Consider the following 22,524-nt stretch of genomic DNA (forward strand, 5'->3'; position numbering starts at 1 on the left):
CAGAGCAGGTAAATCCGTGAAGTATGTGAGCACCCGGGGCAGCGCGCCCGTTTTGTCCTTTGATGATGTGCTGTTGGCTGGCCTTGCCCGCGACGGCGGTTTGTACGTGCCGCAAAGCTGGCCGCACTTTTCCGCCGCCGAGATCCGGGCCATGCGCGGGCTGTCCTATGCCGAGATCGCCGTCACGGTGATGGCGCCGTTCGTCGAAGGCTGCCTGACCCGCGACGAATTGACGGCCTTGGTCAACGACACCTATGCCGGTTTCACCCATCCGGCGGTGGCGCCGCTGCGTCAGGTGGGCGCCAATCAGTGGGTGCTGGAGCTGTTCCACGGCCCGACCATCGCCTTCAAGGATTACGCCCTGCAACTGGTCGGCCGGCTGTTCGATCATGTCTTGAAGAAGCGCGGCCAGCGGGTGACCATCGTCGGCGCCACTTCGGGCGATACCGGCTCGGCCGCCATCGAGGCCTGCCGCGACCGTGCCGCCATCGACATCGTCATCTTGCATCCGCAGGGCCGCACGTCGGAAGTGCAGCGCAAGCAGATGACCACGGTGCTGGCGTCGAACGTGCGCAATCTGGCGGTCGAGGGAACTTTTGACGATTGTCAGGATATGGTCAAGGCGCTGTTCAACGATCACGCCTTCCGCGACACCTATAATCTGTCGGCGGTCAATTCCATCAACTGGGCCAGGGTCATGGCCCAGATCGTCTATTACTTCGCTTCCGCCGTGGCCGTGGGCGCGCCCGATGTGCCGATGACGTTCTCGGTCCCCACCGGCAATTTCGGCAACGTCTTCGCCGGCTTTTGCGCCAAGCAGATGGGGTTGCCGGTGGAAAAGTTCATCGTCGGCTCCAACAGCAACGACATCCTGACCCGCTTTTTCGAAACCGGGGTGATGAGTGCCGATGGCGTCGTTCCGACCCTGTCGCCCAGCATGGACATTCAGGTGTCGTCCAATTTCGAGCGTCTGGTGTTCCATTATCTCGGCAATGATGGCGCCGCCGTCGCCACGCTGATGGATGAATTCCGCACCACCGGCCGCATGGACATGCCCCAGGGCGCCTATGGCGCCATGCGGACTTTGTTTGAAGGCCATCGTTACAATGACCAGGAAACCTTGGCGGTGATGAAGACGATGAGGCAAACCGCCGGTGAGATGTTGGATCCCCATTCGGCCATCGGCGTGGCGGCGGGGATCAAGGGGCATGACCACAAGGCCTCGCCCCTGGTGGCCCTGGCCACCGCCCATCCGGCCAAATTCCCCGATGCGGTGGAAAAGGCCACCGGCATTCGTCCGCCGTTGCCCGATCATATGGCCGATCTGTTCGACCGTCCCGAACGCTTTGACGTCATCGCCAACGATCTGGCGGCGGTGCGCGATTATGTCGTCACTTTCGCAGGGCGGGCACGGGCATGAATAACGTTCGCGTCACCACTCTGCCCAGCGGTCTGCGCGTCCTCACCGATCCCATGGCCACGGTGGAAAGTGCGTCGTTGGGGCTGTGGGTCGATGCCGGCACCCGACACGAGCCGGCCGAGATCAACGGGATCTCGCATTTGCTGGAACACATGGCGTTCAAGGGCACCGAACGGCGTTCGGCCCGTGCGATCGCCGAGGAAATGGACGCGGTGGGCGGGCATCTGAACGCCTATACCGCCCGGGATCACACCGCCTATTACGCCAAGGTGTTGAAGGAAGATTCGGCCCTGGCGCTGGATATCTTGGCCGATATCTTGCAGCACTCGACGCTTGACGCCGAGGAACTGGCGCGCGAGCAGGCGGTGGTGGTTCAAGAAATCAACCAATCCTTCGATACCCCCGACGACATCATTTTCGATCATTTCCAGGCGGTGGCCTTTCCCGAACAGCCGCTGGGACGGCCGGTTCTGGGCACCGAGGAACTGGTCCGGGCCATGAGCCGCGACACCGTGCGCGATTACATGAGCACCCATTACTCGGCCCCGCGCATGGTGCTGTCGGCGGCCGGCCGCATCGATCACGACCAATTGGTCGAAGCCGCCGGCAACGCCTTTGCCGGTCTGCCGACCAGCGCCGACGTGATCCCGGCCCCGGCCGTGTATCGGGGCGGTCAATACCGTGAAGAACGCGATATCGAACAGGTCAATCTGGTGGTCGGCTATGGGGGCGTCAGCTATGACGACCCCGATTATTACGCCGCCTCGGTGCTGTCGACCTTGCTGGGTGGCGGCATGAGTTCGCGCCTGTTCCAGGAAATCCGCGAAAAGCGGGGTCTGGTTTATTCCATCTATTCCTTCGCCTCGTCCTATGCCGATGGCGGCCTGTTCGGCATCTATGCCGGGACCGGCGAGGATGAGGTCGAGGAACTGGTTCCGGTGCTGTGCGACGAGGTGGTCAAGATCACCCATGGCGTCGATTCCGACGAATTGCAGCGGGCGCGGGCGCAGCTTAAGGCGTCGATTCTGATGAGCTTGGAAAGCACGTCGTCGCGCTGCGAGCAACTGGCCCGGCAGGTGCTGGTTTACGGCCGGCCGATTCCGACGCAAGAAGTGGTTGATAAGGTCGAGGCCATTGATGGCGCGCAAATCGCCCGCGTCGCCCACCGGCTGTTTGCCACGGCTCCGACCATCGCCGCCATTGGTCCGCTTTCCAAGCTGGAAAGCCATGAATCCATGGTGGCGCGGCTCAAGCTGTAATGTTTTTGTCACCCTCTGCGCCTTGCCCGTTTCGGCTGTGTTGGGCCAAGATGCGCGCGTGATCGGGTGGGGGCGTCATGCGGGTTTCGGTTTGGGTCGCGGTGGTTTGTCCCGGTACCTCGCGGGTGCTGCTGGCCAAGCGCGGCCCAACCACCCGCAATGCCGGGCGCTGGAATTTCTTTGGCGGCGGCATCGACGACGGCGAGCACCCGGAACAGACCGCCCTGCGCGAGCTGGGGGAGGAGGCCGGCATCCACTCTTGCCGCGACGATCTGATCTATCTGGGCGAATGCGCCAGCGCTTCCAAGCGCAACCTGCTGTTCGTGGTCACCGCCGAGGCCGAATTCGAACCGATCATCAATCACGAAAGCCAGGATTGGTGCTGGATCGCCATCAGCGACCTGCTGTCCGTTCGACGGTTGCACGGACCGACGCAAAAGCTGTCGCCTTTGGTGCGGCGCTGGGTGGCGACCTTGCCGCCGGCGCCACCCGAGCCCGAATTGCCGCCGTTCAGCCGGTGGGAATGGTTGAAACGTCAGGTTGGACGGCACTGGCCGGTCTGAGCGAAGATCGGTCCCGATCAGCTTAGCGCTTTTGCGCGGCTTCCGCCGCCGCGAACATGGTGATGACGAAATCGGAGATCTGCTTCAAATCGCTTTTTTGGCCGATATTGGCGGCCTTGGCCCGTTGCACGATCTTGCCGATATAATCGGGGCGTCCGGGGATGCCGAAAGCCTTGAGGAACCGATCTTCGCCCAGGGCGCCATGGGCGGCCATGACGAACACCGCCAATTGATCGGTGCGTAAGCCCAAATCGCCGACCAGCATCTTGCCGACCAAGCCGTTGACCGTGCCGAAGATGCTGGTGACCCGGACCGTCTGTTCGGAATTGGGGAGCAGGCTGCGAACCTTGGGGTCCAGCAAGGCTATGGTGAAGGCGTTGGCTTTCAGGCGCTTGCCGTCGCCGGTCAGGATATCGGCCAGGCGGGCGCGCTCGTCCTTTTCGGTGGTCTTGACGATGTCGCCCAACAGTGGCGCCATGCCGTCGCTAAGGCGCTTGTCGGCGGTGGTGATCGGTGTCGGCATGCCCTTGCGGCCGGTTTCCAGCACATCGGGCAATTGATAGATCGGCTTGCCGTCGCCGTCCTCGGGGACCTCGATGACCGGGGTGGGCGGCGGCGGATTGTCGGGGTCGGCGCGTAAGCGGCGGATGTCTTCGGCCAGCCGGTAATCCAGAATGCGTGGGCCGAGACGGCGGACCATGCCCGGACTCATCAGGCAATATTCAGGAATGATCGGCACTTGCCAATCATGCAGCAGGTAATCCTGGAACGCGGCATAAAGGAGTTCGGCGCGGGACCTGGCGGTCTTGCGGACCGGTTGTGGGCTGGCGCTCAGCAGGGCGCGCAGGCGCGCCAGCAATCCTTGCCGATCCTGGCGGCGGGGGCGTTTGCGCAGGCTTTTGTTGGTGCCGTCAAGGCGCAGGCGGAAATGCCGTTTGGCGGCGGTGCGCACCACCATGGCGATCACCTGTTCGAGCGAACGCCCGCATTCAAGCAAGGCTTCGGCGTCATCGACCTCCACTTTGTGACGATCAATCAGCAAATGACGGAATTGTTCGGGGTTGGCGCGAAAGGCCTGGAAACAACGGTCCAGCAATTCGACGTTGTCAAGAATGGCTTCCAGGGCGCCGCGCTTGGGCAGGCGGCGGACTTCCGGGATCAGTTCGCCAAGAACATCGACGACCGGTCCTTGCAAGGTGGCGTTGATCCTGCGGACAACCGACATATGGTCGATCGCGGCCGTCGATCGCATGGCTATCCCTTAAAACCATTGCCGTTGGCACATGGGTGCATGTTCCATCATCACCGCAAGCGGTTAGGGAATTCCTAACAGCGAAATCAGGCGGGATCGGGGCGTTTGAACAAGTGGCGGACGAAATCGGCGCATTGCGCCAGATTGGACGTCTGGGTCAAGCCGGACTGACGGGCCCGTTGGGTCATGCGGATAACGACGGCGGCATCGGCGGTGGGGCCGAAAAAGCGGGCGAAAGCCTCGGGGCCGATGGTTTCATGGGCGACCAGCAGCACCGTCGCCACCTGATCCAATCGCAAGCCCAACTCGGCCACCAGCAGTTTCGCCGCCATGGTGCCGGTTTCGCGCAGGGGCGCGCTCAGGGGGACGTCGGCGGGGCGCGGGCGCAGTTGGGCGCGCAGCTCGGCTTGCTGCAACACCTTGGCGAAGGCTTCGATCTTCAGGCCGCCGCCGGGGGCCAAGATATCGGCCAGGCGGGCGCGTTCATCCCGGCGTGGGGCGGTGTCGGGGGGCGGCGCTTGCTGCTGTTCGGGGGTTTCGAACAGCTTGGCCGCTTCTTCGGGGTCATTGACCACCCGGCGCAGCATGGCGATGTCGGTGAGTTCCAGCAGCTTATCGCCGAGCGAACGGGCCAGGTTGGGCGACATTTCGGCGTAAGTGGGCACCAGCGGCACCTGCCATTCATGCAGCAGATTGGCTTTCAGCGCGTCATATAATTCGTCGGCGCGGCCGCGCATGGGGGTGGTGTGCATGGGCGGCGGCGGCGTCTTGAACAATTTTGTCAGGCGTTGGTGCAAGCGTTCATGCGCGGCCTTGGCTTGGGGGCGAAGAGGATTGTGGCGGCGGCGGAAATGACGCTTGGCGGCGGTGCGCACGATCATCGCCACCACCTGTTCCAGCGAGCGGCCGCAGGCCAGCGTGGTCGAATCGTCGGTTACCGGCTGTTGTGTTTCATCGACCAGCACGGTTTGGAATTTGTCGCGCTGGCTGCGAAAGACCTTGAAGCAGCGTTCCAGCAAGGGAATGTCGTCCAGGGTCTTTTCATAAGCGCGTCCGGCCGGCAGCTTTTTCAGCTCCGGCAAAAACTGGGACAAAATAGACAAAACCGAACTTTGCAGGGTCTCATTGACCCGGCGCACGGCGTTGCCGCCGCTTCCCGCCACTTCACTCGCCGCCATTTGGCACCCGGACCTTTCCCGATGCGCCCATCCCCCCGTGCCGGTATTTTTATTGTAGGATCCCGACCGGACAATGAAGCGGGCAAGCGTCGGCTGATGTCAACAGGCGGTAAATGAGCTCCTACTCATAGGGGGGCTGGTGCCACCCTTTCGGGGAGGCGGTGAAGATCTCGCAGCCGGTGGCGGTGACGCCAATGGAATGCTCGAACTGCGCCGACAGCGATTTGTCCTTGGTCACCGCGGTCCAGCCATCGGACAGGATCTTGGTTTCAAACCGGCCCGAATTGACCATGGGTTCGATGGTGAAGAACATGCCTTCCTTGAGCGTCATCCCCTGACCGGGATTGCCGAAATGCATGACGTTGGGCGGCTCGTGGAAAATGCGGCCAAGACCATGGCCACAGAAATCGCGGACCACGGAAAAGCGATGCTTTTCAACGAAGCTTTGAATGGCCCAACCGATATCGCCCAAGGTGGCGCCGGGCTTGACCACCTCGATGCCGCGCATCAGCGCTTCATAGGTGACTTCGATCAGCTTGCGGGCTTTGACGCCGATCTTGCCGGCGCAATACATGCGGCTGGAATCGCCGTGCCAGCCATCGACGATGGGGGTGACGTCGATGTTGACGATGTCGCCGTCCAGCAACGCCTTGTCGCCGGGAATGCCGTGGCAGACCACATGGTTGATCGACGTGCAGATGGATTTGGGAAAACCCCGGTAATTAAGCGGGGCCGAAATGCCGCCGCGTTCGGCGATGAATGCGGCGCACAGCCGGTCCAGTTCGGCGGTGGTGACGCCGGGTTGGACATAAGGGGTAATGAAATCCAGCGTCTCGGCGGCCAAGCGTCCAGCCTTGTGCATGGCTTCGAAATCGGCGGGGCCGTGCAGGGGCACCCGGTTGGCGTCGCGGTCGCTCAAGAGTTCGTCCTTTAGTTTTTAATCGGCAACGGGGCATCAAGGCTGATGCCATCCAAGCTTATATGGCACGTATAACAGATCGCTTCGACGCCGTCGCCTATGGCGGCACGCAAACCTGCGGCATAGGTCGGATCGATGTCGCCAGCGGTGCGAAAGGCGATGCAATCGCCGCGCTGAACCAGGTACAGCATCACGGCGCGGCAGCCTTGGGCGACCATGGCGCGCAATTCCTGCAAATGCTTGGTCCCGCGCACGGTGACCGCATCGGGAAATTCGGCGTCATCGCCGCGCTTGAGGTGGACGTTCTTGACTTCCACATAGCACGGCGGCCGGTCGGCGGCTTCCAGCAGCAGGTCGATGCGGGAATTGACCCCATATTTGACCTCGCGGCGGATGGTTTCATAGCCGGTCAGTTCGGCGATGGCGCCGGCGGCGATGGCCTCGGCGGCGATGGCGTTCGGGTGGCTGGTGTTGACGCCGACCAGATGGCCATCGACACGCACCAGTTCCCATGAATATTGCAGCTTGCGCTTGGGGTTGGCGGCGGGCGACAGCCACACTTCCATGCCCGGTTCGGCGGTGCCCAGCATGGCGCCGGAATTGGCCAAATGGGCGGTAACCACCTGACCGTCATCCAAGGTCACATCGGCCATGAAGCGCTTGTAGCGCTTGATCAGGGTGGCGTGGATCAAGGGGGCGTGAAAGCGCATGGGCTCAGTCTTTGGCCGGGGCCAGCACGCCGCCGGCGCAGCCGCCACTCAAAATATCGGCCAACGGCACATGACCGGTGCCGGGCGGCAGCGGCTGCGGCTGGCTGTGATGAGGTTTCCAGCCGGTGACGGCGACCAGATGGAAATCGACCGGAATGCGGCCGTCGGCGGTGGCGAACTTGTCTTGATACAGCGCCAGCGCCCGCAACAAGGTGGATCGGCGGGTCAGCGTCTTTCGCTGTTCGGCCACCGCGTTGGTTTCCCCCATGCCGCGCAGATCGGCCAGCAGGCGCATGGCGTCGCCATAGGACACCGAGATGTGATCGGCGTCGGCCACCGGCAGGGAAAAGCCGGCCCGTTGCAGCAACCGGCCCATGTCGCGCACATCGGTCATGGGCGAGATTCGCGGGCTGATTCCGCCTTCTTCGGCCAATTCCGCCTCGTTGAGGCAGTGACGCAGATCGGCCAGGGTCTCGCCGCCCAGCATCAGCCCCAGGAACAGACCGTCGGGCTTGAGGACGCGGCGGATCTGCACCAGGGCGCCGGGCAGGTCGTTGACCCAATGCAGCGACAGGCACGACAGCACCAGGTCAAAGGAATTGTCGGCGAAGGGCAGCCATTCTTCGTCCGCCGCCAGCGTCGGCTGACCATTGGCCGCCGCCTTGGCCGCCATGCGGGGCGACAGGTCGCATTGCACCAAGGTCTTGATGCCGCCGCGGCCATCCAAGGTGTCGGCCAATTCGCCGGTATGGCAGCCCAGATCCAAGGCCAGTGGAAAGGAACGGATGACGTCGCTCAGCCGGTCGGCCAGACGCTCGGCCGCCTCGCGCACCAGGAAATCATGGGCGGCGAAGCCGGCGGCGGCGCGGTCACGGCGCTTGCGCAACAGCGAGCGGTCGAAGATGCTGACAAGATCATTCATGCTTCTTCTATGGCATGGCTCGGGGGGAGGGGGGAAGGGGGGATGTGGCAGGTCAGCCATTGGTTCCGCACAGCCTTGGACGCGGTTCTGCCGCCCTTATGCCTGTGTTGCGGTGCCCAGGTGGCCGAACCGGGGGCGTTATGCGGCCGCTGCTGGGGGAGTTTACGCTTTGTCTCGGCCCCTTTTTGTCAGGCCTGCGGCCATCCCTTCGATGTCGACCCGGGCGGGGCGGAATGCCTGTGCGGACGCTGCATGGCCGAGCCGCCGGCATGGCGGCGGGCGCGGGCGGTGTTTTGCTATGACGACGCTTCGAAACCATTGCTGTTGCGTTTCAAGCATGGCGACCGGCTGGAAGGCGCCCCCGCTTTCGGCCGCTGGATGGCCCGTGCCGGGGCCGAATTGTTGGTTGAATCCGATCTGATCGTGCCGGTGCCGCTGCATCGGTGGCGGCTGTTGGCGCGCCGCTACAATCAGGCGGCCTTGTTGGCGTTGGCGGTGGGGCGCGAAGCCGGCCGGCCGGTGGCCGCCGACGGCTTGCGCCGCCTGCGCCGTACCCCGCCACAAGGCCATTTCAGTCGCGAGGAACGGCGCAAAAACGTAAAGGGCGCCTTTGCCGTGAAACCCGGTCTGGATGTGACCGGTCAAAAAATCGTCCTGATCGACGACGTGTTGACCACCGGCGCCACCTTGGGCGAATGCGCCCGGCTGTTGCTGAAAAACGGCGCCGCGACGGTGGATGTGCTGATCTTGGGGCGGGTGGTGTTGTCGCAACCTTAAGTCTTGCTATATTAAGGCCAATAGAAAGACGGAGTATTCCATGGCCCAGGTTGAAATCTACACCACCCAGACCTGCCCCTATTGCATCCGCGCCAAGCGCTTGCTGACAGCCAAGGGGGTGACGTTCGCGGAATACGACGTCTCCGATGATCCCGCCTTGCGGCGGACGATGACCGAGCGCGCCCATGGCGGGCGGACCGTCCCGCAAATCTTCATCGACGGGGAACATGTGGGCGGCTGCGACGATCTGCATTCGCTGGAGGCGGCGGGCGAGCTGGATGCCATGCTGGCCAAGGTGCCGGCGTGATGATCGGCGATACGTTCAAGGTCGCGTGCTTGCAGGTCAATGCCGGCACCGACATGGCGGAAAATATCGACACCGCCGCCCGGCTGTCGGTGGAGGCCCGCGCCGCCGGGGCCGAGCTGATCATGATGCCGGAAAACGTCGCCATGATGGAATGGGGGCGGACCAATATCGTCATGAAGGCGCAAGCCGAAGCCGAGCATCAGGCCCTGGCCGCCTTTCGCGAACTGGCCAAGGAATTGGGGTGCTGGCTGCACACCGGCACGTTGCATGTGTCGCAGGAGGGCGGCAAGGTCGCCAATCGTTCTTATGTCATCGACAAGAACGGCCTGATTTTGGGGCGTTACGACAAGATCCATATGTTCGATGTCGATCTGGGCGGGGGCGAAGCCTATCGCGAATCGGCGACCTTTACCCCCGGCGATCGGGCAAGCATGGTGCGGTTGCCGTGGGGGCGGCTGGGATTGTCGGTGTGCTATGATTTGCGCTTTCCCCATCTGTACCGTGCCTACGCCAATGCGGGCGCCGATTTCCTGGCCATTCCCGCCGCTTTCACCCGCACCACCGGCAAGGCGCATTGGCATGTGTTGCTGCGGGCGCGGGCGATTGAAACCGGTTGCTATGTCTTTGCCCCGGCGCAATGCGGCAGCCACGCCAACAACCGCGAGACCTATGGTCACGCGCTGATCGTGTCGCCGTGGGGCGAGATTTTGGCCGATGGCCTGGAACGTCCCGGCTTTGTCATGGCCGAGGTTGACGTGCGCAAAGTGGCCGAGGCGCGCAAGATGATTCCCAGTCTTGATCACGACCGGGCCTTCATCGCCCCGGTGCGGGATTAACGGCGACCGGGCCGGGGCCGTTGACGGCGCAGATGCGCTGGATCACGGCGGTTCCGGTGCTGCCATCCTCGTAGGCGACGATGGTCAGGCCGGCGCATTGTTCCAGCAATTCGCCGGGGCGCAGCAAATGCGCGGGATTGCGAGGGCGGCCAAAAGCCTCGTTGCCGGCAGCGAAGGTTTCGTAGATCAGCACGCCGTCGGCGGCCAGGGTTTGGCGGATGGCGGCGAATAACGGGCGCCACAGGTAATTGGTGACGACGATCCCGGCGAAGCGTCGTTCGCCCAGCGGCCAGGGCGCGCCGCCTTCAAGGTCGGCGGCGATCACTTCGGCCCCGGTGGCCAGGGTGCTTTGGACGACGTCTTGGTCAATGGCGGTGACCGGATGGCCGCGATCAAGGAACAGGCGGGAATGGCGGCCGCCGCCGCAAGCCAGATCAAGCACGGCCCCACCGGCCGGCACCAGCGGGGCGAAGCGCCGGACCCAGGCGGAAGCACTGGCGTTAGCGGAATCCTTACCCATATAATCTGCCCCGTAGCAAAGTTGGACGGCCATGATCCTGTTTCAGTTGCGTTGCGGCAAGGACCATCATTTCGACGCTTGGTTCCGCGACAATGCCGCCTTTCACTCCCAATCGGCCGCCGGTCAGATTGTTTGCCCGACCTGCGGTGACGACGGCGTGGAAAAGGCGATCATGGCCCCCCGCCTGAACCGGGCCACCGGCCAAGCCCTGGACGCCCCCGATGTCGCCCGCGCCATGCGCCAAGCATTGGGTGAATTGCGCAAATCCGTGCAAGACAATTGCGATTACGTTGGCGAAAGCTTCCCCGAGGAAGCGCGGAAAATCCATTACGGCGAAGTCGAATCCCGCAACATTTATGGCGAAGCGAGCCGCGAACAGGCCGACGCGCTGGCCGAGGAAGGCATCAGCTTCCTGCCTATCCCCTGGGGCGCGGACGAAAATTAGCGGGCCGGGCGCTTCCCCCGGCTATGCCTCCACCAATTCCGTTTCCAGGCGTTGTTGCAGCAACGCCGCCTCTTGCTGTTTGCGCCACATATCGGCATAGCGGCCATCTTGGGCGATCAGCTCGGCGTGGCGGCCGCGCTCGGCGATGCGGCCCTTGTCGAGCACGATGATTTCATCGGCATCGACCACGGTGGACAGGCGGTGGGCGATGACCAAGGTGGTGCGATCCTTGGAGACTTCGCGCAACGACGCCTGAATTTCCTTTTCCGTATGGGTGTCCAGGGCGCTGGTTGCTTCGTCGAACAGCAAAATCGCCGGGGATTTCAAGATGGTGCGGGCAATGGCGACCCGCTGCTTTTCGCCGCCGGATAGTTTCAGGCCGCGTTCCCCCACCTTGGTGTCATAGCCGTCGGGCAAGGTGTGGACGAAATCATGGATGCGGGCCAGTTTGGCCGCCTGCTCGATTTCGTCTTGGCTGGCGCCGGGGCGGCCATAGGCGATGTTGTAGCGGATGGAATCGTTGAACAGCACGGTGTCTTGCGGGACGATGCCGATGGCGGCGCGCAAGGAATCTTGGGTGACCGCGCGGATATCTTGGCCGTCGATGCTGATGCCGCCGCCGGTAACGTCGTAAAAGCGGAACAACAGGCGCGAGATGGTGCTTTTGCCCGCCCCCGACGGACCGACGATGGCCACGCTTTTTCCCGCCGGCACGGCGAAATCCACCCCTTGCAGGATCGGGCGGGACGGGTCATAGGCAAACAAGACGTTGTCAAAGCGGATCTCGCCGCCGGCCACCACCAAGGGTTTGGCGCTATCGTCATCCTTGATTTCGGCGTTTTCCGATAACAGGCGGAACATGGCCTCCATATCGGTCAGCGATTGCTTGATCTCGCGGTAGACGAAGCCAAGGAAATTGAGCGGCAGGTACAACTGCACCAGATAGGCGTTGACCAGGACGAAATCGCCCAGGGTCAGGGTGCCGTCAACCACTCCTTGCGCCGCCATGACCATGACGATGGTCAGACCGACGGCGATGATGGCGCCTTGGCCCATGTTCAGCAGGGCCAAGGTGACCTTGCTTTTCACCGCCGCCTGTTCATAGCGGGCCAAGGCCTTGTCGTAACGCGCCGCCTCGTGCGTTTCGTTGCCGAAATACTTGACGGTCTCGAAGTTGAGCAGCGAATCGATGGCCTTGGTGCTGGCTTCCGAATCGGTTTCATTCATGGCGCGGCGGTACTTGGTCCGCCATTCGGTCACCGTCAGGGTATAGGCGATGTACAAGGCGATGGTGCCGAAGGTGACCAGGGCGAAGCGGGAATCGTACAGCGTCCACAGCACCACGGTGACCATGCCGATTTCCAAAAGCGTCGGCAGAATGTTGAACAGCATGAAATTCAGCAGGAATTCAATGCCCTTGGTCCCGCGTTCGATGGCGCGTGAGACGCCGCCGGTCTGGCGGTCCAGGTGAAAGCGCAGCGCCAAGCCGTGCAGATGGCGGAAGACGCGCAGGCCAACCGAGCGGATGGCGCGCTGGCCGACGCGGGCAAAGGCGATGTCGCGGGCTTCGGAAAACACCCCGGAAAGGACGCGGGCGCCGCCATAGGTCAGCAATAGCAGCACCGGCACGGCGATCATCGCCTGGGTCGGGGTGATGGTCAGCGCATCCACCGCTTGTTTGTACAAGATCGGCACCAGCACGGTGATGATCTTGGCCAGGGCCAGGAACACCATGGCGGCGCTGACCCTGATGCGCAAATCCTTGGATTCCTTGGGCCAAAGATAGGGCAGCAGGGTGCGGATGGTGTTCAAATCGTTCCGGCGGCCCGTTTGGGCGGTGCGGATGTTGGTGGAGGGTTCTCGGCGTCGCATCGCTTTAAGATGGGGGAAGAAAAAAAATGTGCAACAGCGCGCTAACGCACAGGCGCCGCCGTTGCTCCGCGATTATCGCCTGTTTATTCTGTCGCCATGCGTCATCCCACCATGCTTCAGACCGGCGACATCGATTGGAAGGCTATTCGCGTGCTGTTGTTCAGCGGCGACGATGCGTTCCGCTTTCTCGTGCGGCAAACCTTTCGCAAACTCAATGTGCGGGAAATCCTGTCGACCAGCGTCTCGGCCGATGCGACGCCGATGATGGGGCAGGCTCCCGACATTGCCTTGCTTGATCCCGATGGCGACTTGGCCATGGCCGAGGCTTTCTTGCAGCGGGTCCGCAAAGCCGATGTCGAGATGCCGGTGTTGCTGGTGGGGGCCAGCACCGACAAGCCGATGCTGGCGCGTCTGCTGCCGCTGGGATTAGAGGGAATCGTACCCAAGCGGGTGTCGGGACACGAATTGACCCATCGGGTCGGCGAGACCTTGAAAAAACCCAAGCGCATGGCTGTTCCCGTCGTTCAGCCGGTGTCGCCGCTGGATCTGCCGGTGGTGCAGGCGTCGCCGCCACCACCGCCACCACCAGCGCCAGCGCCGCCGGTTCCCGTCACGGTTGGGACGGTGGAAATTCCCGCTTGTGCCAATCCCGTTTTGCCGGCCGCTTTGGCCCCCGCGGCGCGCTCGGCCGGGTATGTGCCGCCGCCGTCACTGGTGGGGCGGCGGGGCGGCGGCAAGCTTGACGATGGCGATATCGTCGCCGGTCAAGCCTCGGTCAAACGCGATTACGCCCTGGTTGACGACGAAGACGATGCAGCCCGGCGTTTGGCGGAAAAGCGCAAGGCGCGGTGGTTGGAGGAATTGGCGCGGCAAGGCAAGACGCCGAAAAAAGGCAAGGATGTCGCCGCCTTGGATGTGTCCGCCATTGTCGCCGCCCATGCCTTGTGGCTGGTCAGCCAGGGGGGGGACGGACAACGGGCGGTGTTCAACACGATGGATTTGGGCGGGGCTGATTTATCGGGGGCGGTGCTGGCCAACGCGTCATTCCGCCAGACCGATCTGTCCGATGCATATCTCGCCCAATCGCGCCTGGATGGGGCCGATTTCCGCTATGCGGTATTGGCGGCGGCGCAGATAAGCGGGGCCAATCTGGGGGTGGCGCAATTGCGCCATGCCGATCTGCGGCTGGCCAATCTGGAAGGGGCTTCCTTGCGCGGCGCCGATTTATCGGGTGGGCGGCTGGCGGGGGCCAAACTGGCCGGCGCCGATTTTGCCGGGGCGGTTTTGATGGGCTGCGATCTGCGCGCGGCGGATCTGTCCAAGGTGGAAAACCTGACCCAAGGACAAGTGGAAAAGACCTTGTGCGATCTGGAAACAAGATTGCCTCCAGGTCTCATCCGCCCGGTTAAGGATACCTGAAAATCCCATAATATATCTGTCCAAATCTCCAGATCTTCCGCGTATGCTGTGCCTAACGGAGAGCGGTTTTTTTGGGGGATTTGATTGGCACCAGTGGACGCCGAGCGTCTGCGTCGGGTGATCGTGACCTATGCCACCTTGGCCATGGTGACGATTGGCGTCGTCGTTGCGGGATTGGCTATCACGCCGTTGGCGCTGCGCCTGCGCGAGGATGCGCTGGCGGCCTTGCGGCATGAGTTGACGCTTAAGGTCATGGCTGGCGGCGAAGTGGTCAGCCGCGCCGCCAATCTGGCCCAGCAAGTGACCAGCCGCACGGTGATCCGGCAAAAGCTGGAAAGCTATAACCAGGGCGATGTCGGGCTTGAGGAATTGCGGGAATTCACCGGCGACAAGCTGGCCGACGCTCTTAATCTGTCGCCCGATCTGATCGGGATTGTCCGTATCGCCGCCGATGGTCAGCGCGTCGCCGTATTGGGCAAGGTCGCCGGAGCAGAGACGTTGTCGCCGCTGACCGTGCCGCGGCTGACCATCGCCTTGGCCCGTGGCGAGGCAGGCCCGGTGCTGGTGGTGGCGGCCCCCATCGTTGGCCGTGGCGGCACTTTGGCTGGCACCGATCTGGTGGTTGTGTCCGCCGCGTCGCTGCATGCCATCGTGGACGAAGTCCGGGCCTTGCGCGGCCGCACCCAGGCGGCGCTGATCGATCTGGCGGCGCCAAGCCGGGTGGCCTTGGCCTCGGACGACAATTTCACGCTTGATGATGCCGACGTGGTTCTGATCGGACAGGCGCTGGATGGCCAACAGGTTGTCATGGGCGAACATGGCAGCCTGATCGCCACCGCCGCCGCCTTGCCCGGCACCCGCTGGGCCTTGCTGTTGCGCATGCCGGCGCGGGAAGCGACCTCGGCGGTGGATAATCTGCTGATCTGGGTGACGCTGGCGGCCCTGGTGGTCATTGGCTTGGGGGTATTGGGGCTGCGGAAGGTGTTGCAGCCCTTGACCGGGGTCTTCATCGTCCAATCCGCCGACATGAGCCGGCAAATCGCCGAATTGCGCCAAATTCAGGCCGATTTGGCGACAAAAAGCCATGATCTCGCCCTTTCGAATGCCGAATTGCAGGAATATGCCTATGCGGCGTCGCACGATCTGCAAGAACCGGTGCGCACCATCATCGGTTTCGCCCAATTGCTGTCGCGGCGCTATCGCACGCAGATGGGGCCGGAAGCCGACGAATTCATCGATTTCATCGTTGAAGGGGCAGAGCGCATGCGCCGACAGATCAACGATCTGTTGGCCTATGCCCGGTTAGGCCGCAGCGATCCGGTGTTCGAGCCGGTGGACATGAACAAGGTGGCGGCAGAGGTGCGTCATGCTTTGCTGGGGGCGATCGAAGCCAGCGGCGCGGTCATCGAAGTGGCTTCATTGCCGACGGTCAAGGGCGGGCACGAGGCATTGTCGCGGCTGTTGCAGAATCTGATCGGCAATGCGTTGAAATTCAGCCAGCCCGGTCAGCCCCCCCATATCGAGATCAGCGCCAGTGTCGATGCTCATTGGGCGGAATTTCGGGTTCGCGATCACGGGATCGGCATCGCCCCGGAATATCACGACCGCATTTTCCGCATGTTCGAGCGTCTGCATCCGCGCGGTCAGTACGAGGGCAGCGGTATCGGTCTGGCCATCTGCCGCAAGGTGGTGGATTTGCATGGTGGCCGTATCTGGCTGGAATCCAATCCGGGCGAAGGCTGCACCTTCCATTTCCTGCTGCCCTTGGCGCAACAGCGGCCATGATCCCGGCCCCCCTTGGGGGATCGGCGCGCCCGCATCAGGCCTCGATGCGGGTTGGGCCGGTGTCGTCGGTGCGGATGTCAATCCAGCGACCGCCGGATTGAAAGGCGACGGTGCCCTTGGTGCCGACCATGTCGCTGGCCTGGGTAAAGATGGACATGATGTCCATGCGCACGGCTTGCGGCAGCGGCGCGCCGGTGCGGATGATCAGATCGAACAATTTGTCTTCGCGCCGGACCAGCCCGTCCAGTTGCAGCCGGCCCAGGTTGGACAGGTTGAAATCCAAGATAAAGCGGCGATCATTGCCGGTGCCGCCGGCCTTGCGCTTTTGTTCGTCGGTGCCGGCGCCGCGCACGAACAGGCGGATGGGGTCGATATGAGCGCCGTGGGAAAACGGCATGGTGTGCAAACGCCACTCGCCGCCGCCGACAGGGCGACCGGCATCTTCGGCCAGGGATGACAGATCCGATTTCAGCCGATCGACCAGATCGCGGCGGCCGGCCTTGTCCAAGGCCTTTGACGGGCCATCGCCGATAATCGCCTTGGTGTCGTTGCTGCGCATGGCGCCGGTAAAGGCGACCATGGCGGCGGCCAGACGCGGCCCCGCCGCCGGAATGGTCCGCATCATCAGGTCCAGCGCTTGGCGATCATTGGCGGCCAGGGTGTCCATGGCCTCGGTCAGGGCTGGCCAGCCCTGCGGGGTCAGCCCTTCGGGCCGCGTATTGGGCAAGGTTGGCGGCGTGGTCGGCGTGGATGGCGGGGCCACCACTTCCAGTCTGATGACGCTGCCTACCGGCACCGCTCCGGCGGTGGGCAAGGCGATGGTGCCGATCGGGGTGGTCAGCACCGCTTGGCCGCCGGGCGGATGCGAGGCGACGGTGCCGTTAAGCAAGGTGGTCGGGGCGGTGGCGGCCGGCGCGCTGATGGGCAGCGGTGGCGCCGCCGTTCCCGTCGGCAAGGGCGCGGTCGGCACCGGATTGCCGAGTTTATGCGCCGCCATTTGCTGCGCCGCATTGGCCCCGACAGCGGATGGTCCGACCGGATTCGGCGGCGTGGTGGGAAGGGCTGGCTCGATGCCGGCGATGCGCACCGTCAATTGGGTGCCGGGGGGCAGATTGGCGGGCAGGGCGGAAGTGCCGGCCATGCCCGCGCTGGGGGCTTGCCCCGGAAGCTGGGCCGGACGGATGATGGTGGCGACAATGCCGGGCGGTCCGGGAATGGCCTGGGTCGTGGGCGCGGCGGCGTGGCCGATGCCGGTCTGGCCACCGGGATGGGCGGCGGCCCCGCCCGCCCCTGGTGACGCGGCGCCAAGGCCGGGATTGCCCAAAATAGGCCCCCCCAGAATCGCCCCCCCCAGAATAGGCCCCCCCAAAACACCGCTGCCGGTCATGCCGGGGAAGGTCACGCCGGCCAGGGGGCGGCCGTTGATGGATAACAGATTAAGGGCGGGGCCGGTGGCGGTGCCGCCAACCTGGAGCAACAGACGCGCGCCTTCGGGGATTGGCGGCAAGGTGGCTGGGGGCAGCACCTTTAATTGCAGCGGACCGCTGGCGGTCATCACTTCCAGCACGCCCTTATTCGCCCGCGCCTGGGCCACCGCCTCGATCATGCTGCCCAGGGGCAAGTCTTGCAGGGCCTTGACGTCGGCCACCGCCGTCACCACCACCGCGCCGCCGCCGCTGGATTGCGGCATGGGCGGGGCCGAGGGAGGGACGACGCTGGACATGGGTCAGGACCGCAGCAGACGCTCGACGATGGCTTCCACGTCGGCGGCGGCTTCGGAATTGGGGGATCGGATCAGGATCGGCGTCTGATTGCGGATGGCTTCGCGCACTTTCAGGTCGCGGCGGATGACCCCGGCCAAGGCCGGGCTGATCTTTAGGAAGCCTTCGCAGGCCTTGAGCAAGGTGTTGTAGATGCGTTCGCCTTCCCGCGTTGAATTGGCCATGTTGACGACGATGCGCATATCGGTGCCCGGCCGCTCCAATTGCGTGACCTTGATGAAGGCATAGGCGTCGGTCAACGAGGTCGGCTCGTCGGTGGTGACCACCAAGATGGTGCCGGCCTGATTGGCGAAATTGCGGGTGGTCTTTTCCACGCCGGCACCGAGATCGACGATGACCTTGTCATAGGAATTGGACAAGACGACCAGATCGTCGCCCAGCATTTGCAGCCGCGACAACGGAATATTGGCCAAGGTGCCGCTGCCCGAACGCCCGGCAAGGATGTCGAAACCGCCCTCGGTAAAGGGGACGCAGGCCTGGTTCAAGGTCATGCGACCGGCGACGACACTGCCCAGATCGCTTTTCGGCATCTGCCCGAGCTGGATATCGACATTGGCCAATCCCAGATCGCCGTCGAACAGCAGAACCTTGCGCCCGGCCCGCGCCAGCGCGTGCGCCAGGGTGATGGAAAACCAGGTCTTGCCGACGCCGCCCTTGCCCGAGGCGACGGCCATGATGTTGCGGCCCTTGGCGCGCGGCGCGGGACGGGGCGCCAAGGAAGGGATATCGCTCATGATGCGGGTGCCTCGTCGGTCAAAAAGGTTTCGCCGTGTTTTTCGGGGATGGCCGCTTGCGGAATCAGCAGGCGGGCCAGGGAAATGGGGGAAATCGAGGACAGGCCGCTGGCCACGTGGGGGCTGGCCGAAACATCGCACAGGGCCAATTGTCCCGCCTCGGCCGCCGCCAACATCGACCCCAGGCGTCGGGTGGTGTCGAGCCGGGTGGTAAACAAGCGGGTGGCGCCGATGGAAGCGAAAGCCTCGGCCATCTCGGCTGCTTCGAACGGATCGCCGCCACTGGCCATGACCAGCAAGGGCTCAACATCGGCGGCTTCGATCAGCGCTTGCAGGAATTCAAGATCGGACTGGCGGAAGGGATTAAGGCCGGGGCTGTCGATGACGATCAGGTCGAACATGCCGGTGGCGTTCTCGACCGCCTTGCGCAGGGCATCGGGGCCACGGGCGCGGACCAGCTCGATTTCCATGATGCGGGTGAAGGCGGCTAATTGTTCGACCGCGCCGGCCCGCATGTTGTCGCAGGTAATAAGGCCAACATGGCGTTGCTTGAGCACCGACCGCGCCGCCAGTTTGGCGGCGGCGATGGATTTGCCCGAACCGGGCGGGCCGATCAGCATGAACGGCCTGGGCGCCGAATGCTCGGGCAGCGGGGCAAAGGTGAAGCCGGCTTCCAGGGCGGCGACGCAGGCCAAGGTCGGATCGGTGATATCCGACGTGCGCGCGGCGTTGACCAGCCGCTCCAGCAGGCGTGGCGGCAGATTATGGTTTTCCAAGGCCGCCTTGACCGCATCGGCGGCCGAGGATTGGCTGGATTCCTCCAGCATTTCCGCGATCGCCAAATCGGCGTCGGCGGGTTCCAGGGCGGCGGTAATGCGCACGCCCTTGGAGCCGGCGGCCCGTTGGGTCGAGACGATGATCGCCTCGTCGCCCAGTTCCAGGCGGACCATCTCCATGGCCTCGGCCATGGTGGGCGCGGTGAATGATTTGAGCTTCATGGTTTAAGCCCGCCCCCCGATCATATTTGCCCCAAGGTCTTGATTTTGGCCTTCGGGTGGATTTCCGCCTGGCTCATCACCACGGTAATCGGGCGGAAGCGTTCGATGATCGAGCGCACATAGGGCCGGACCATCGGACTGGTCAGCAAGACCGGGGTTTCCCCCTGCATGGCGAAGCGCTCAAAGGTCTGACGGGTGCGGGTGATGAAATCCTGCAATTGCGATGGCGACATGGATAATTGCTTTTCCTCGCCCTGACCGACCAAGGCTTCGGCGAAGGCCTGTTCCCATTCCGGTGACAGCGTCACCAGCGGGATAAAGCCTTGATGGCCGGTGTTAAGGTCGGAAATCTGGCGGGCTAGGCGCGATCGCACATGTTCGGTGATCATGGTGACGTTGCGGGTGTGGCCGCAGGCCTCGGCGATGCCTTCTAAAATGGTCGACAGGTCGCGGATGGAAATGCGTTCATTCAGCAGGTTCTGCAACACGCGCTGCAAGCCGCCGATGGTGATCTGCGCCGGAATCAGTTCGGCCACCAGCTTTTGGTGTTCCTTGTCCAATTCGTCCAACAGCTTTTGCGTTTCGGCATGGGACAACAATTCCGACATGTTGTCCTTGATCACTTCGGTCAGATGGGTGGTGATGACGGTGGGCGGGTCGACCACGGTATAGCCGCGGAACAAGGCTTCCTCGCGGTTGGTCGGGTCCACCCACATGGCCGGCAATCCAAAGGTGGGTTCCTTGGTTTTTTCGCCGGGAAGGGTAATCTCGTCGCCGCGTGGATCCATGATCAGCAATTGGTTGGGGCGCAGATCGCCGCGTCCCGATTCCACTTCCTTGATGTAGATCACATAGGTGTTGGCGGCGAGCTGCATGTTGTCTTGGATGCGCACCGATGGCATGACGAAGCCGACTTCGCCGGCCATGGCCCGGCGCAGGCTTTTGATCTGGTCGGTCAGCTTCACCCCCTTGGGGTTGTTGATCAGCTGCAACAGGCCATAGCCCAGTTCCAGGCGAACCAGATCGATGCGCAGGGCGGTGGAAATGGGTTCTTCCGCCACGGGTGCGGTCTGGCGGGCTTTTTCCTCGGCGGCGACGGATTCGCGCTCGGTCTTGGCCCGCTGCGTCTTGTCGAGGAAATAGGCCCCCACCGCCATGCCGCCGCCTAAAAGGGCGAAGGGGGTGAACGGCATGTTCGGCACCAGCGCCAGCAAGAACACCAGACCGGCGGCGGTGCCCACCGCGCGGGGATAACCGGCTAATTGACCGTACAGGGCTTTATCGACGGTGTCTTGGACGCCGGCCTTGGTCACCAGCATGCCGGCGGCCACCGACACCAACAGCGCCGGCACCTGGCTGACCAGGCCGTCACCGGCGGTCAGCTTGGTATAGACGTCGGCGGCCTGGGAAAAGCTGAGGCCGTTTTGGGCCATGCCGATGATCATGCCGGCGACGACGTTGATGCCGGTGATCAACAGACCGGCGACGGCGTCGCCGCGCACGAATTTCGAGGCGCCGTCCATGGCGCCGAAGAACTGGCTTTCCTGTTCCAGCTCGGATCGGCGTTTCTTGGCGTCGGCTTCGTCGATCAGGCCGGCGGACAGATCGGCATCGATGGCCATCTGTTTGCCGGGCATGGCGTCCAAGGTGAAGCGCGCCGCCACTTCGGCGATACGGCCGGAACCTTTGGTGATGACGACGAAATTGACGATGACCAGGATGGCGAAAACGATGATGCCGATGACGAAACTGCCGCCCATGATGAATTCGGCGAAGGCGGCAATGACCATGCCGGCGCCTTCCAGCCCTTCATGGCCGTGGCCGAGAATCAGACGGGTCGACGCCAGATTGAGGGCCAGGCGGATCAGGGTGGCCAGCAGCAGAACGGTGGGGAACGAGGAAAATTGCAGCGGCTTCTCGATGAAGATCGACACCATCAAGATCAGCACGGAAAACGTCAGCGAAAAGGCCAGCCCCAGATCCAGCAGCCACGGCGGCATGGGCAGGATCAGCACCGCCAGAATGGCGACGACGCCGACCGCCAACGCCACGTCGCCACGACGGGCGGCGGTGCCTAGACGTCCCCAGGCGGCGCGGGCTTCGCCGGCCGCGGCCATGCCGTTGCTTTGTCCCTGACCATCAGCCATGGATCATCGTCTCCGAAGACATCAATATGCCGGTTCACCGCCGGAAGGCGGCGGAACGCTGAGCCCTTCCTCGGAATATTGCTTCAGCTTGTTGCGCAAGGTGCGAATGGAAATGCCCAGGATATTGGCGGCATGGGTGCGATTGCCCAGGCAATGGGACAAGGTGTCGATGATCAGCTCACGCTCGACCTCGGCCACGGTTTTTCCAACCAGACCGCTGGCCGCCCCGCCCATGACCGATTGCGCCACTTGGGCGACCTGGGCCACCACCGGATCTTGACCGCCGCCCATGGGGGCGCCGCTCAACAAAATGGCCTCGGCGCCGATTTCATTGCCCACCGCCAACAGCACGGCGCGGTGCATGGTGTTTTCCAACTCGCGCACATTGCCGCGCCAGGAATGGCGGACCAACATGTGGCGGGCCTCGGCGGTGATCGGGCGCACCGGCATGCCGTTGATCTCGGCGTATTTGCGGCCGAAATGCTCGGCCAGGACGGGAATGTCCAGCGGCCGTTCGCGCAAGGACGGCAAGATCAGGTTGACCACGTTCAGGCGGTAATACAGATCCTCGCGAAAGCCGCCTTGGCGGACGTATTCCTCTAGCAGGCTGCGGAAAAACCCTTTCATCTGAGGCTGCATCGTGATTCGCTTCTCCTGCTGAGTTCGGAGGGGGGGGCGCG

20 protein-coding genes and 1 pseudogene are annotated in these 22,524 nt (G+C 63.4%); 9 read left to right on the top strand and 12 right to left on the bottom strand.

From position 1 onward, the window contains the following. The first annotated feature begins 16 nt into the window (after positions 1 to 16). The 3 genes from thrC to KEC16_RS17860 all read left to right on the top strand — a co-directional run bounded on the left by thrC (position 17) and on the right by KEC16_RS17860 (position 3,242). Positions 17 to 1,420 carry a threonine synthase gene (thrC, locus tag KEC16_RS17850; protein WP_211551476.1) on the top strand — a complete coding sequence of 468 codons (1,404 nt, stop codon included), beginning with the start codon at positions 17 to 19 and terminating at the stop codon, positions 1,418 to 1,420. Continuing rightward, a complete protein-coding gene (locus KEC16_RS17855; RefSeq protein WP_211551478.1) occupies positions 1,417 to 2,679 on the top strand; it encodes a M16 family metallopeptidase in 1,263 nt (420 codons plus the stop codon). The genes thrC and KEC16_RS17855 overlap by 4 nt, the downstream gene beginning before the upstream one ends. A gap of 77 nt (positions 2,680 to 2,756) precedes the next feature. Beyond that, positions 2,757 to 3,242, top strand: a complete 486-nt coding sequence (locus tag KEC16_RS17860; protein ID WP_211551480.1) for an NUDIX hydrolase — start codon at positions 2,757 to 2,759, stop codon at positions 3,240 to 3,242. 22 nt (positions 3,243 to 3,264) lie between these two features. Here the strand turns inward: KEC16_RS17860 and KEC16_RS17865 are convergent, their stop codons facing one another. From KEC16_RS17865 to KEC16_RS17885, 5 genes are all read right to left on the bottom strand, one after another. Further along, positions 3,265 to 4,494, bottom strand: a complete 1,230-nt coding sequence (locus KEC16_RS17865; RefSeq protein ID WP_211551482.1) for a hypothetical protein — start codon at positions 4,492 to 4,494, stop codon at positions 3,265 to 3,267. An 86-nt stretch (positions 4,495 to 4,580) separates the two neighbouring features. Then, entirely contained in the window at positions 4,581 to 5,672 is a 1,092-nt protein-coding gene (locus KEC16_RS17870; RefSeq protein ID WP_211551483.1) for a hypothetical protein, read from the bottom strand. 121 nt (positions 5,673 to 5,793) lie between these two features. Continuing rightward, positions 5,794 to 6,591, bottom strand: coding sequence for a type I methionyl aminopeptidase (gene map / locus KEC16_RS17875; RefSeq protein ID WP_283091938.1), 798 nt, complete (start codon positions 6,589 to 6,591; stop codon positions 5,794 to 5,796). An 11-nt stretch (positions 6,592 to 6,602) separates the two neighbouring features. Further along, positions 6,603 to 7,301 (bottom strand): DNA/RNA nuclease SfsA, encoded by a 699-nt coding sequence (gene sfsA, locus KEC16_RS17880; protein ID WP_211551485.1) that lies wholly within the window; start codon positions 7,299 to 7,301, stop codon positions 6,603 to 6,605. Positions 7,302 to 7,305: 4 nt separating this feature from the next. Next, complete coding sequence (locus KEC16_RS17885; RefSeq protein ID WP_211551487.1) at positions 7,306 to 8,223, bottom strand: methyltransferase domain-containing protein; 918 nt, start codon at positions 8,221 to 8,223, stop codon at positions 7,306 to 7,308. A gap of 42 nt (positions 8,224 to 8,265) precedes the next feature. Here KEC16_RS17885 and KEC16_RS17890 point away from each other — a divergent pair, with 42 nt between their 5' ends. From KEC16_RS17890 to KEC16_RS17900, 3 genes are read left to right on the top strand one after another with little or no spacing between them, the layout of a single operon-like run. After that, positions 8,266 to 9,000: a ComF family protein gene (locus KEC16_RS17890; RefSeq protein ID WP_211551489.1), complete on the top strand. Its 735-nt coding sequence runs from the start codon at positions 8,266 to 8,268 to the stop codon at positions 8,998 to 9,000. Positions 9,001 to 9,040: 40 nt separating this feature from the next. After that, positions 9,041 to 9,307, top strand: coding sequence for a glutaredoxin 3 (gene grxC, locus KEC16_RS17895; RefSeq protein ID WP_211551491.1), 267 nt, complete (start codon positions 9,041 to 9,043; stop codon positions 9,305 to 9,307). Then, positions 9,307 to 10,143 (top strand): carbon-nitrogen hydrolase family protein, encoded by an 837-nt coding sequence (locus KEC16_RS17900; protein WP_211551493.1) that lies wholly within the window; start codon positions 9,307 to 9,309, stop codon positions 10,141 to 10,143. Before grxC ends, KEC16_RS17900 begins: the two co-directional genes overlap by 1 nt. Here KEC16_RS17900 and KEC16_RS17905 read toward each other — a convergent pair. Beyond that, a complete protein-coding gene (locus KEC16_RS17905) occupies positions 10,121 to 10,663 on the bottom strand; it encodes a class I SAM-dependent methyltransferase (RefSeq protein ID WP_211551495.1) in 543 nt (180 codons plus the stop codon). The two genes, KEC16_RS17900 and KEC16_RS17905, sit on opposite strands and share 23 nt — an antisense overlap. Before the next feature lie 31 nt (positions 10,664 to 10,694). Here KEC16_RS17905 and KEC16_RS17910 point away from each other — a divergent pair, with 31 nt between their 5' ends. Beyond that, on the top strand, positions 10,695 to 11,108 hold the full coding sequence (locus tag KEC16_RS17910) for a DUF1178 family protein (RefSeq protein ID WP_211551497.1): 414 nt from the start codon (positions 10,695 to 10,697) through the stop codon (positions 11,106 to 11,108). A gap of 21 nt (positions 11,109 to 11,129) precedes the next feature. Here the strand turns inward: KEC16_RS17910 and KEC16_RS17915 are convergent, their stop codons facing one another. Further along, the gene (locus KEC16_RS17915) at positions 11,130 to 12,980 is read right to left on the bottom strand and encodes an ABCB family ABC transporter ATP-binding protein/permease (RefSeq protein ID WP_211551499.1); all 1,851 of its coding nucleotides are present in this window, start codon (positions 12,978 to 12,980) and stop codon (positions 11,130 to 11,132) included. Positions 12,981 to 13,091: 111 nt separating this feature from the next. Between KEC16_RS17915 and KEC16_RS17920 the strand changes: the two genes are divergently transcribed. Continuing rightward, positions 13,092 to 14,399 (top strand): pentapeptide repeat-containing protein, encoded by a 1,308-nt coding sequence (locus KEC16_RS17920; protein WP_249209302.1) that lies wholly within the window; start codon positions 13,092 to 13,094, stop codon positions 14,397 to 14,399. A gap of 93 nt (positions 14,400 to 14,492) precedes the next feature. Further along, on the top strand, positions 14,493 to 16,184 hold the full coding sequence (locus tag KEC16_RS17925; RefSeq protein ID WP_346344129.1) for a sensor histidine kinase: 1,692 nt from the start codon (positions 14,493 to 14,495) through the stop codon (positions 16,182 to 16,184). A 34-nt stretch (positions 16,185 to 16,218) separates the two neighbouring features. Here KEC16_RS17925 and KEC16_RS17930 read toward each other — a convergent pair whose 3' ends face one another. The 5 genes and pseudogenes from KEC16_RS17930 to KEC16_RS17950 all read right to left on the bottom strand — a co-directional run. After that, positions 16,219 to 17,907, bottom strand: coding sequence for a DNA polymerase III (locus KEC16_RS17930; RefSeq protein WP_211551505.1), 1,689 nt, complete (start codon positions 17,905 to 17,907; stop codon positions 16,219 to 16,221). A gap of 3 nt (positions 17,908 to 17,910) precedes the next feature. After that, the gene (locus tag KEC16_RS17935; RefSeq protein WP_211551507.1) at positions 17,911 to 18,699 is read right to left on the bottom strand and encodes a MinD/ParA family protein; all 789 of its coding nucleotides are present in this window, start codon (positions 18,697 to 18,699) and stop codon (positions 17,911 to 17,913) included. After that, positions 18,696 to 19,697, bottom strand: a complete 1,002-nt coding sequence (locus KEC16_RS17940; RefSeq protein WP_211551510.1) for a flagellar biosynthesis protein FlhF — start codon at positions 19,695 to 19,697, stop codon at positions 18,696 to 18,698. Before KEC16_RS17940 ends, KEC16_RS17935 begins: the two co-directional genes overlap by 4 nt. Positions 19,698 to 19,717: 20 nt before the next feature. Further along, a complete protein-coding gene (gene flhA / locus KEC16_RS17945; protein WP_211551511.1) occupies positions 19,718 to 21,844 on the bottom strand; it encodes a flagellar biosynthesis protein FlhA in 2,127 nt (708 codons plus the stop codon). 21 nt (positions 21,845 to 21,865) lie between these two features. Beyond that, a pseudogene (locus KEC16_RS17950) lies at positions 21,866 to 22,447 on the bottom strand (AAA-type ATPase lid domain-containing protein); the annotation flags it as partial. Positions 22,448 to 22,524: the final 77 nt, after the last annotated feature.

Origin of the sequence: Magnetospirillum sulfuroxidans (genome assembly GCF_018224925.1) — a bacterium.
Classification (GTDB): domain Bacteria; phylum Pseudomonadota; class Alphaproteobacteria; order Rhodospirillales; family Magnetospirillaceae; genus Magnetospirillum; species Magnetospirillum sulfuroxidans.

Coding starts and splice junctions, on each gene's coding strand:
- flhA (WP_211551511.1), bottom strand. CDS start 21,844: ATGGCTGATGGTCAGGGACAAAGCAACGGCATGGCCGCGGCCGGCGAA.
- KEC16_RS17890 (WP_211551489.1), top strand. CDS start 8,266: ATGTGGCAGGTCAGCCATTGGTTCCGCACAGCCTTGGACGCGGTTCTG.
- KEC16_RS17870 (WP_211551483.1), bottom strand. CDS start 5,672: ATGGCGGCGAGTGAAGTGGCGGGAAGCGGCGGCAACGCCGTGCGCCGG.
- KEC16_RS17865 (WP_211551482.1), bottom strand. CDS start 4,494: ATGCGATCGACGGCCGCGATCGACCATATGTCGGTTGTCCGCAGGATC.
- KEC16_RS17860 (WP_211551480.1), top strand. CDS start 2,757: ATGCGGGTTTCGGTTTGGGTCGCGGTGGTTTGTCCCGGTACCTCGCGG.
- grxC (WP_211551491.1), top strand. CDS start 9,041: ATGGCCCAGGTTGAAATCTACACCACCCAGACCTGCCCCTATTGCATC.
- KEC16_RS17855 (WP_211551478.1), top strand. CDS start 1,417: ATGAATAACGTTCGCGTCACCACTCTGCCCAGCGGTCTGCGCGTCCTC.
- KEC16_RS17885 (WP_211551487.1), bottom strand. CDS start 8,223: ATGAATGATCTTGTCAGCATCTTCGACCGCTCGCTGTTGCGCAAGCGC.
- KEC16_RS17900 (WP_211551493.1), top strand. CDS start 9,307: ATGATCGGCGATACGTTCAAGGTCGCGTGCTTGCAGGTCAATGCCGGC.
- KEC16_RS17920 (WP_249209302.1), top strand. CDS start 13,092: ATGCTTCAGACCGGCGACATCGATTGGAAGGCTATTCGCGTGCTGTTG.
- KEC16_RS17915 (WP_211551499.1), bottom strand. CDS start 12,980: ATGCGACGCCGAGAACCCTCCACCAACATCCGCACCGCCCAAACGGGC.
- KEC16_RS17905 (WP_211551495.1), bottom strand. CDS start 10,663: ATGGGTAAGGATTCCGCTAACGCCAGTGCTTCCGCCTGGGTCCGGCGC.
- KEC16_RS17930 (WP_211551505.1), bottom strand. CDS start 17,907: ATGTCCAGCGTCGTCCCTCCCTCGGCCCCGCCCATGCCGCAATCCAGC.
- KEC16_RS17935 (WP_211551507.1), bottom strand. CDS start 18,699: ATGAGCGATATCCCTTCCTTGGCGCCCCGTCCCGCGCCGCGCGCCAAG.
- sfsA (WP_211551485.1), bottom strand. CDS start 7,301: ATGCGCTTTCACGCCCCCTTGATCCACGCCACCCTGATCAAGCGCTAC.
- KEC16_RS17940 (WP_211551510.1), bottom strand. CDS start 19,697: ATGAAGCTCAAATCATTCACCGCGCCCACCATGGCCGAGGCCATGGAG.
- KEC16_RS17910 (WP_211551497.1), top strand. CDS start 10,695: ATGATCCTGTTTCAGTTGCGTTGCGGCAAGGACCATCATTTCGACGCT.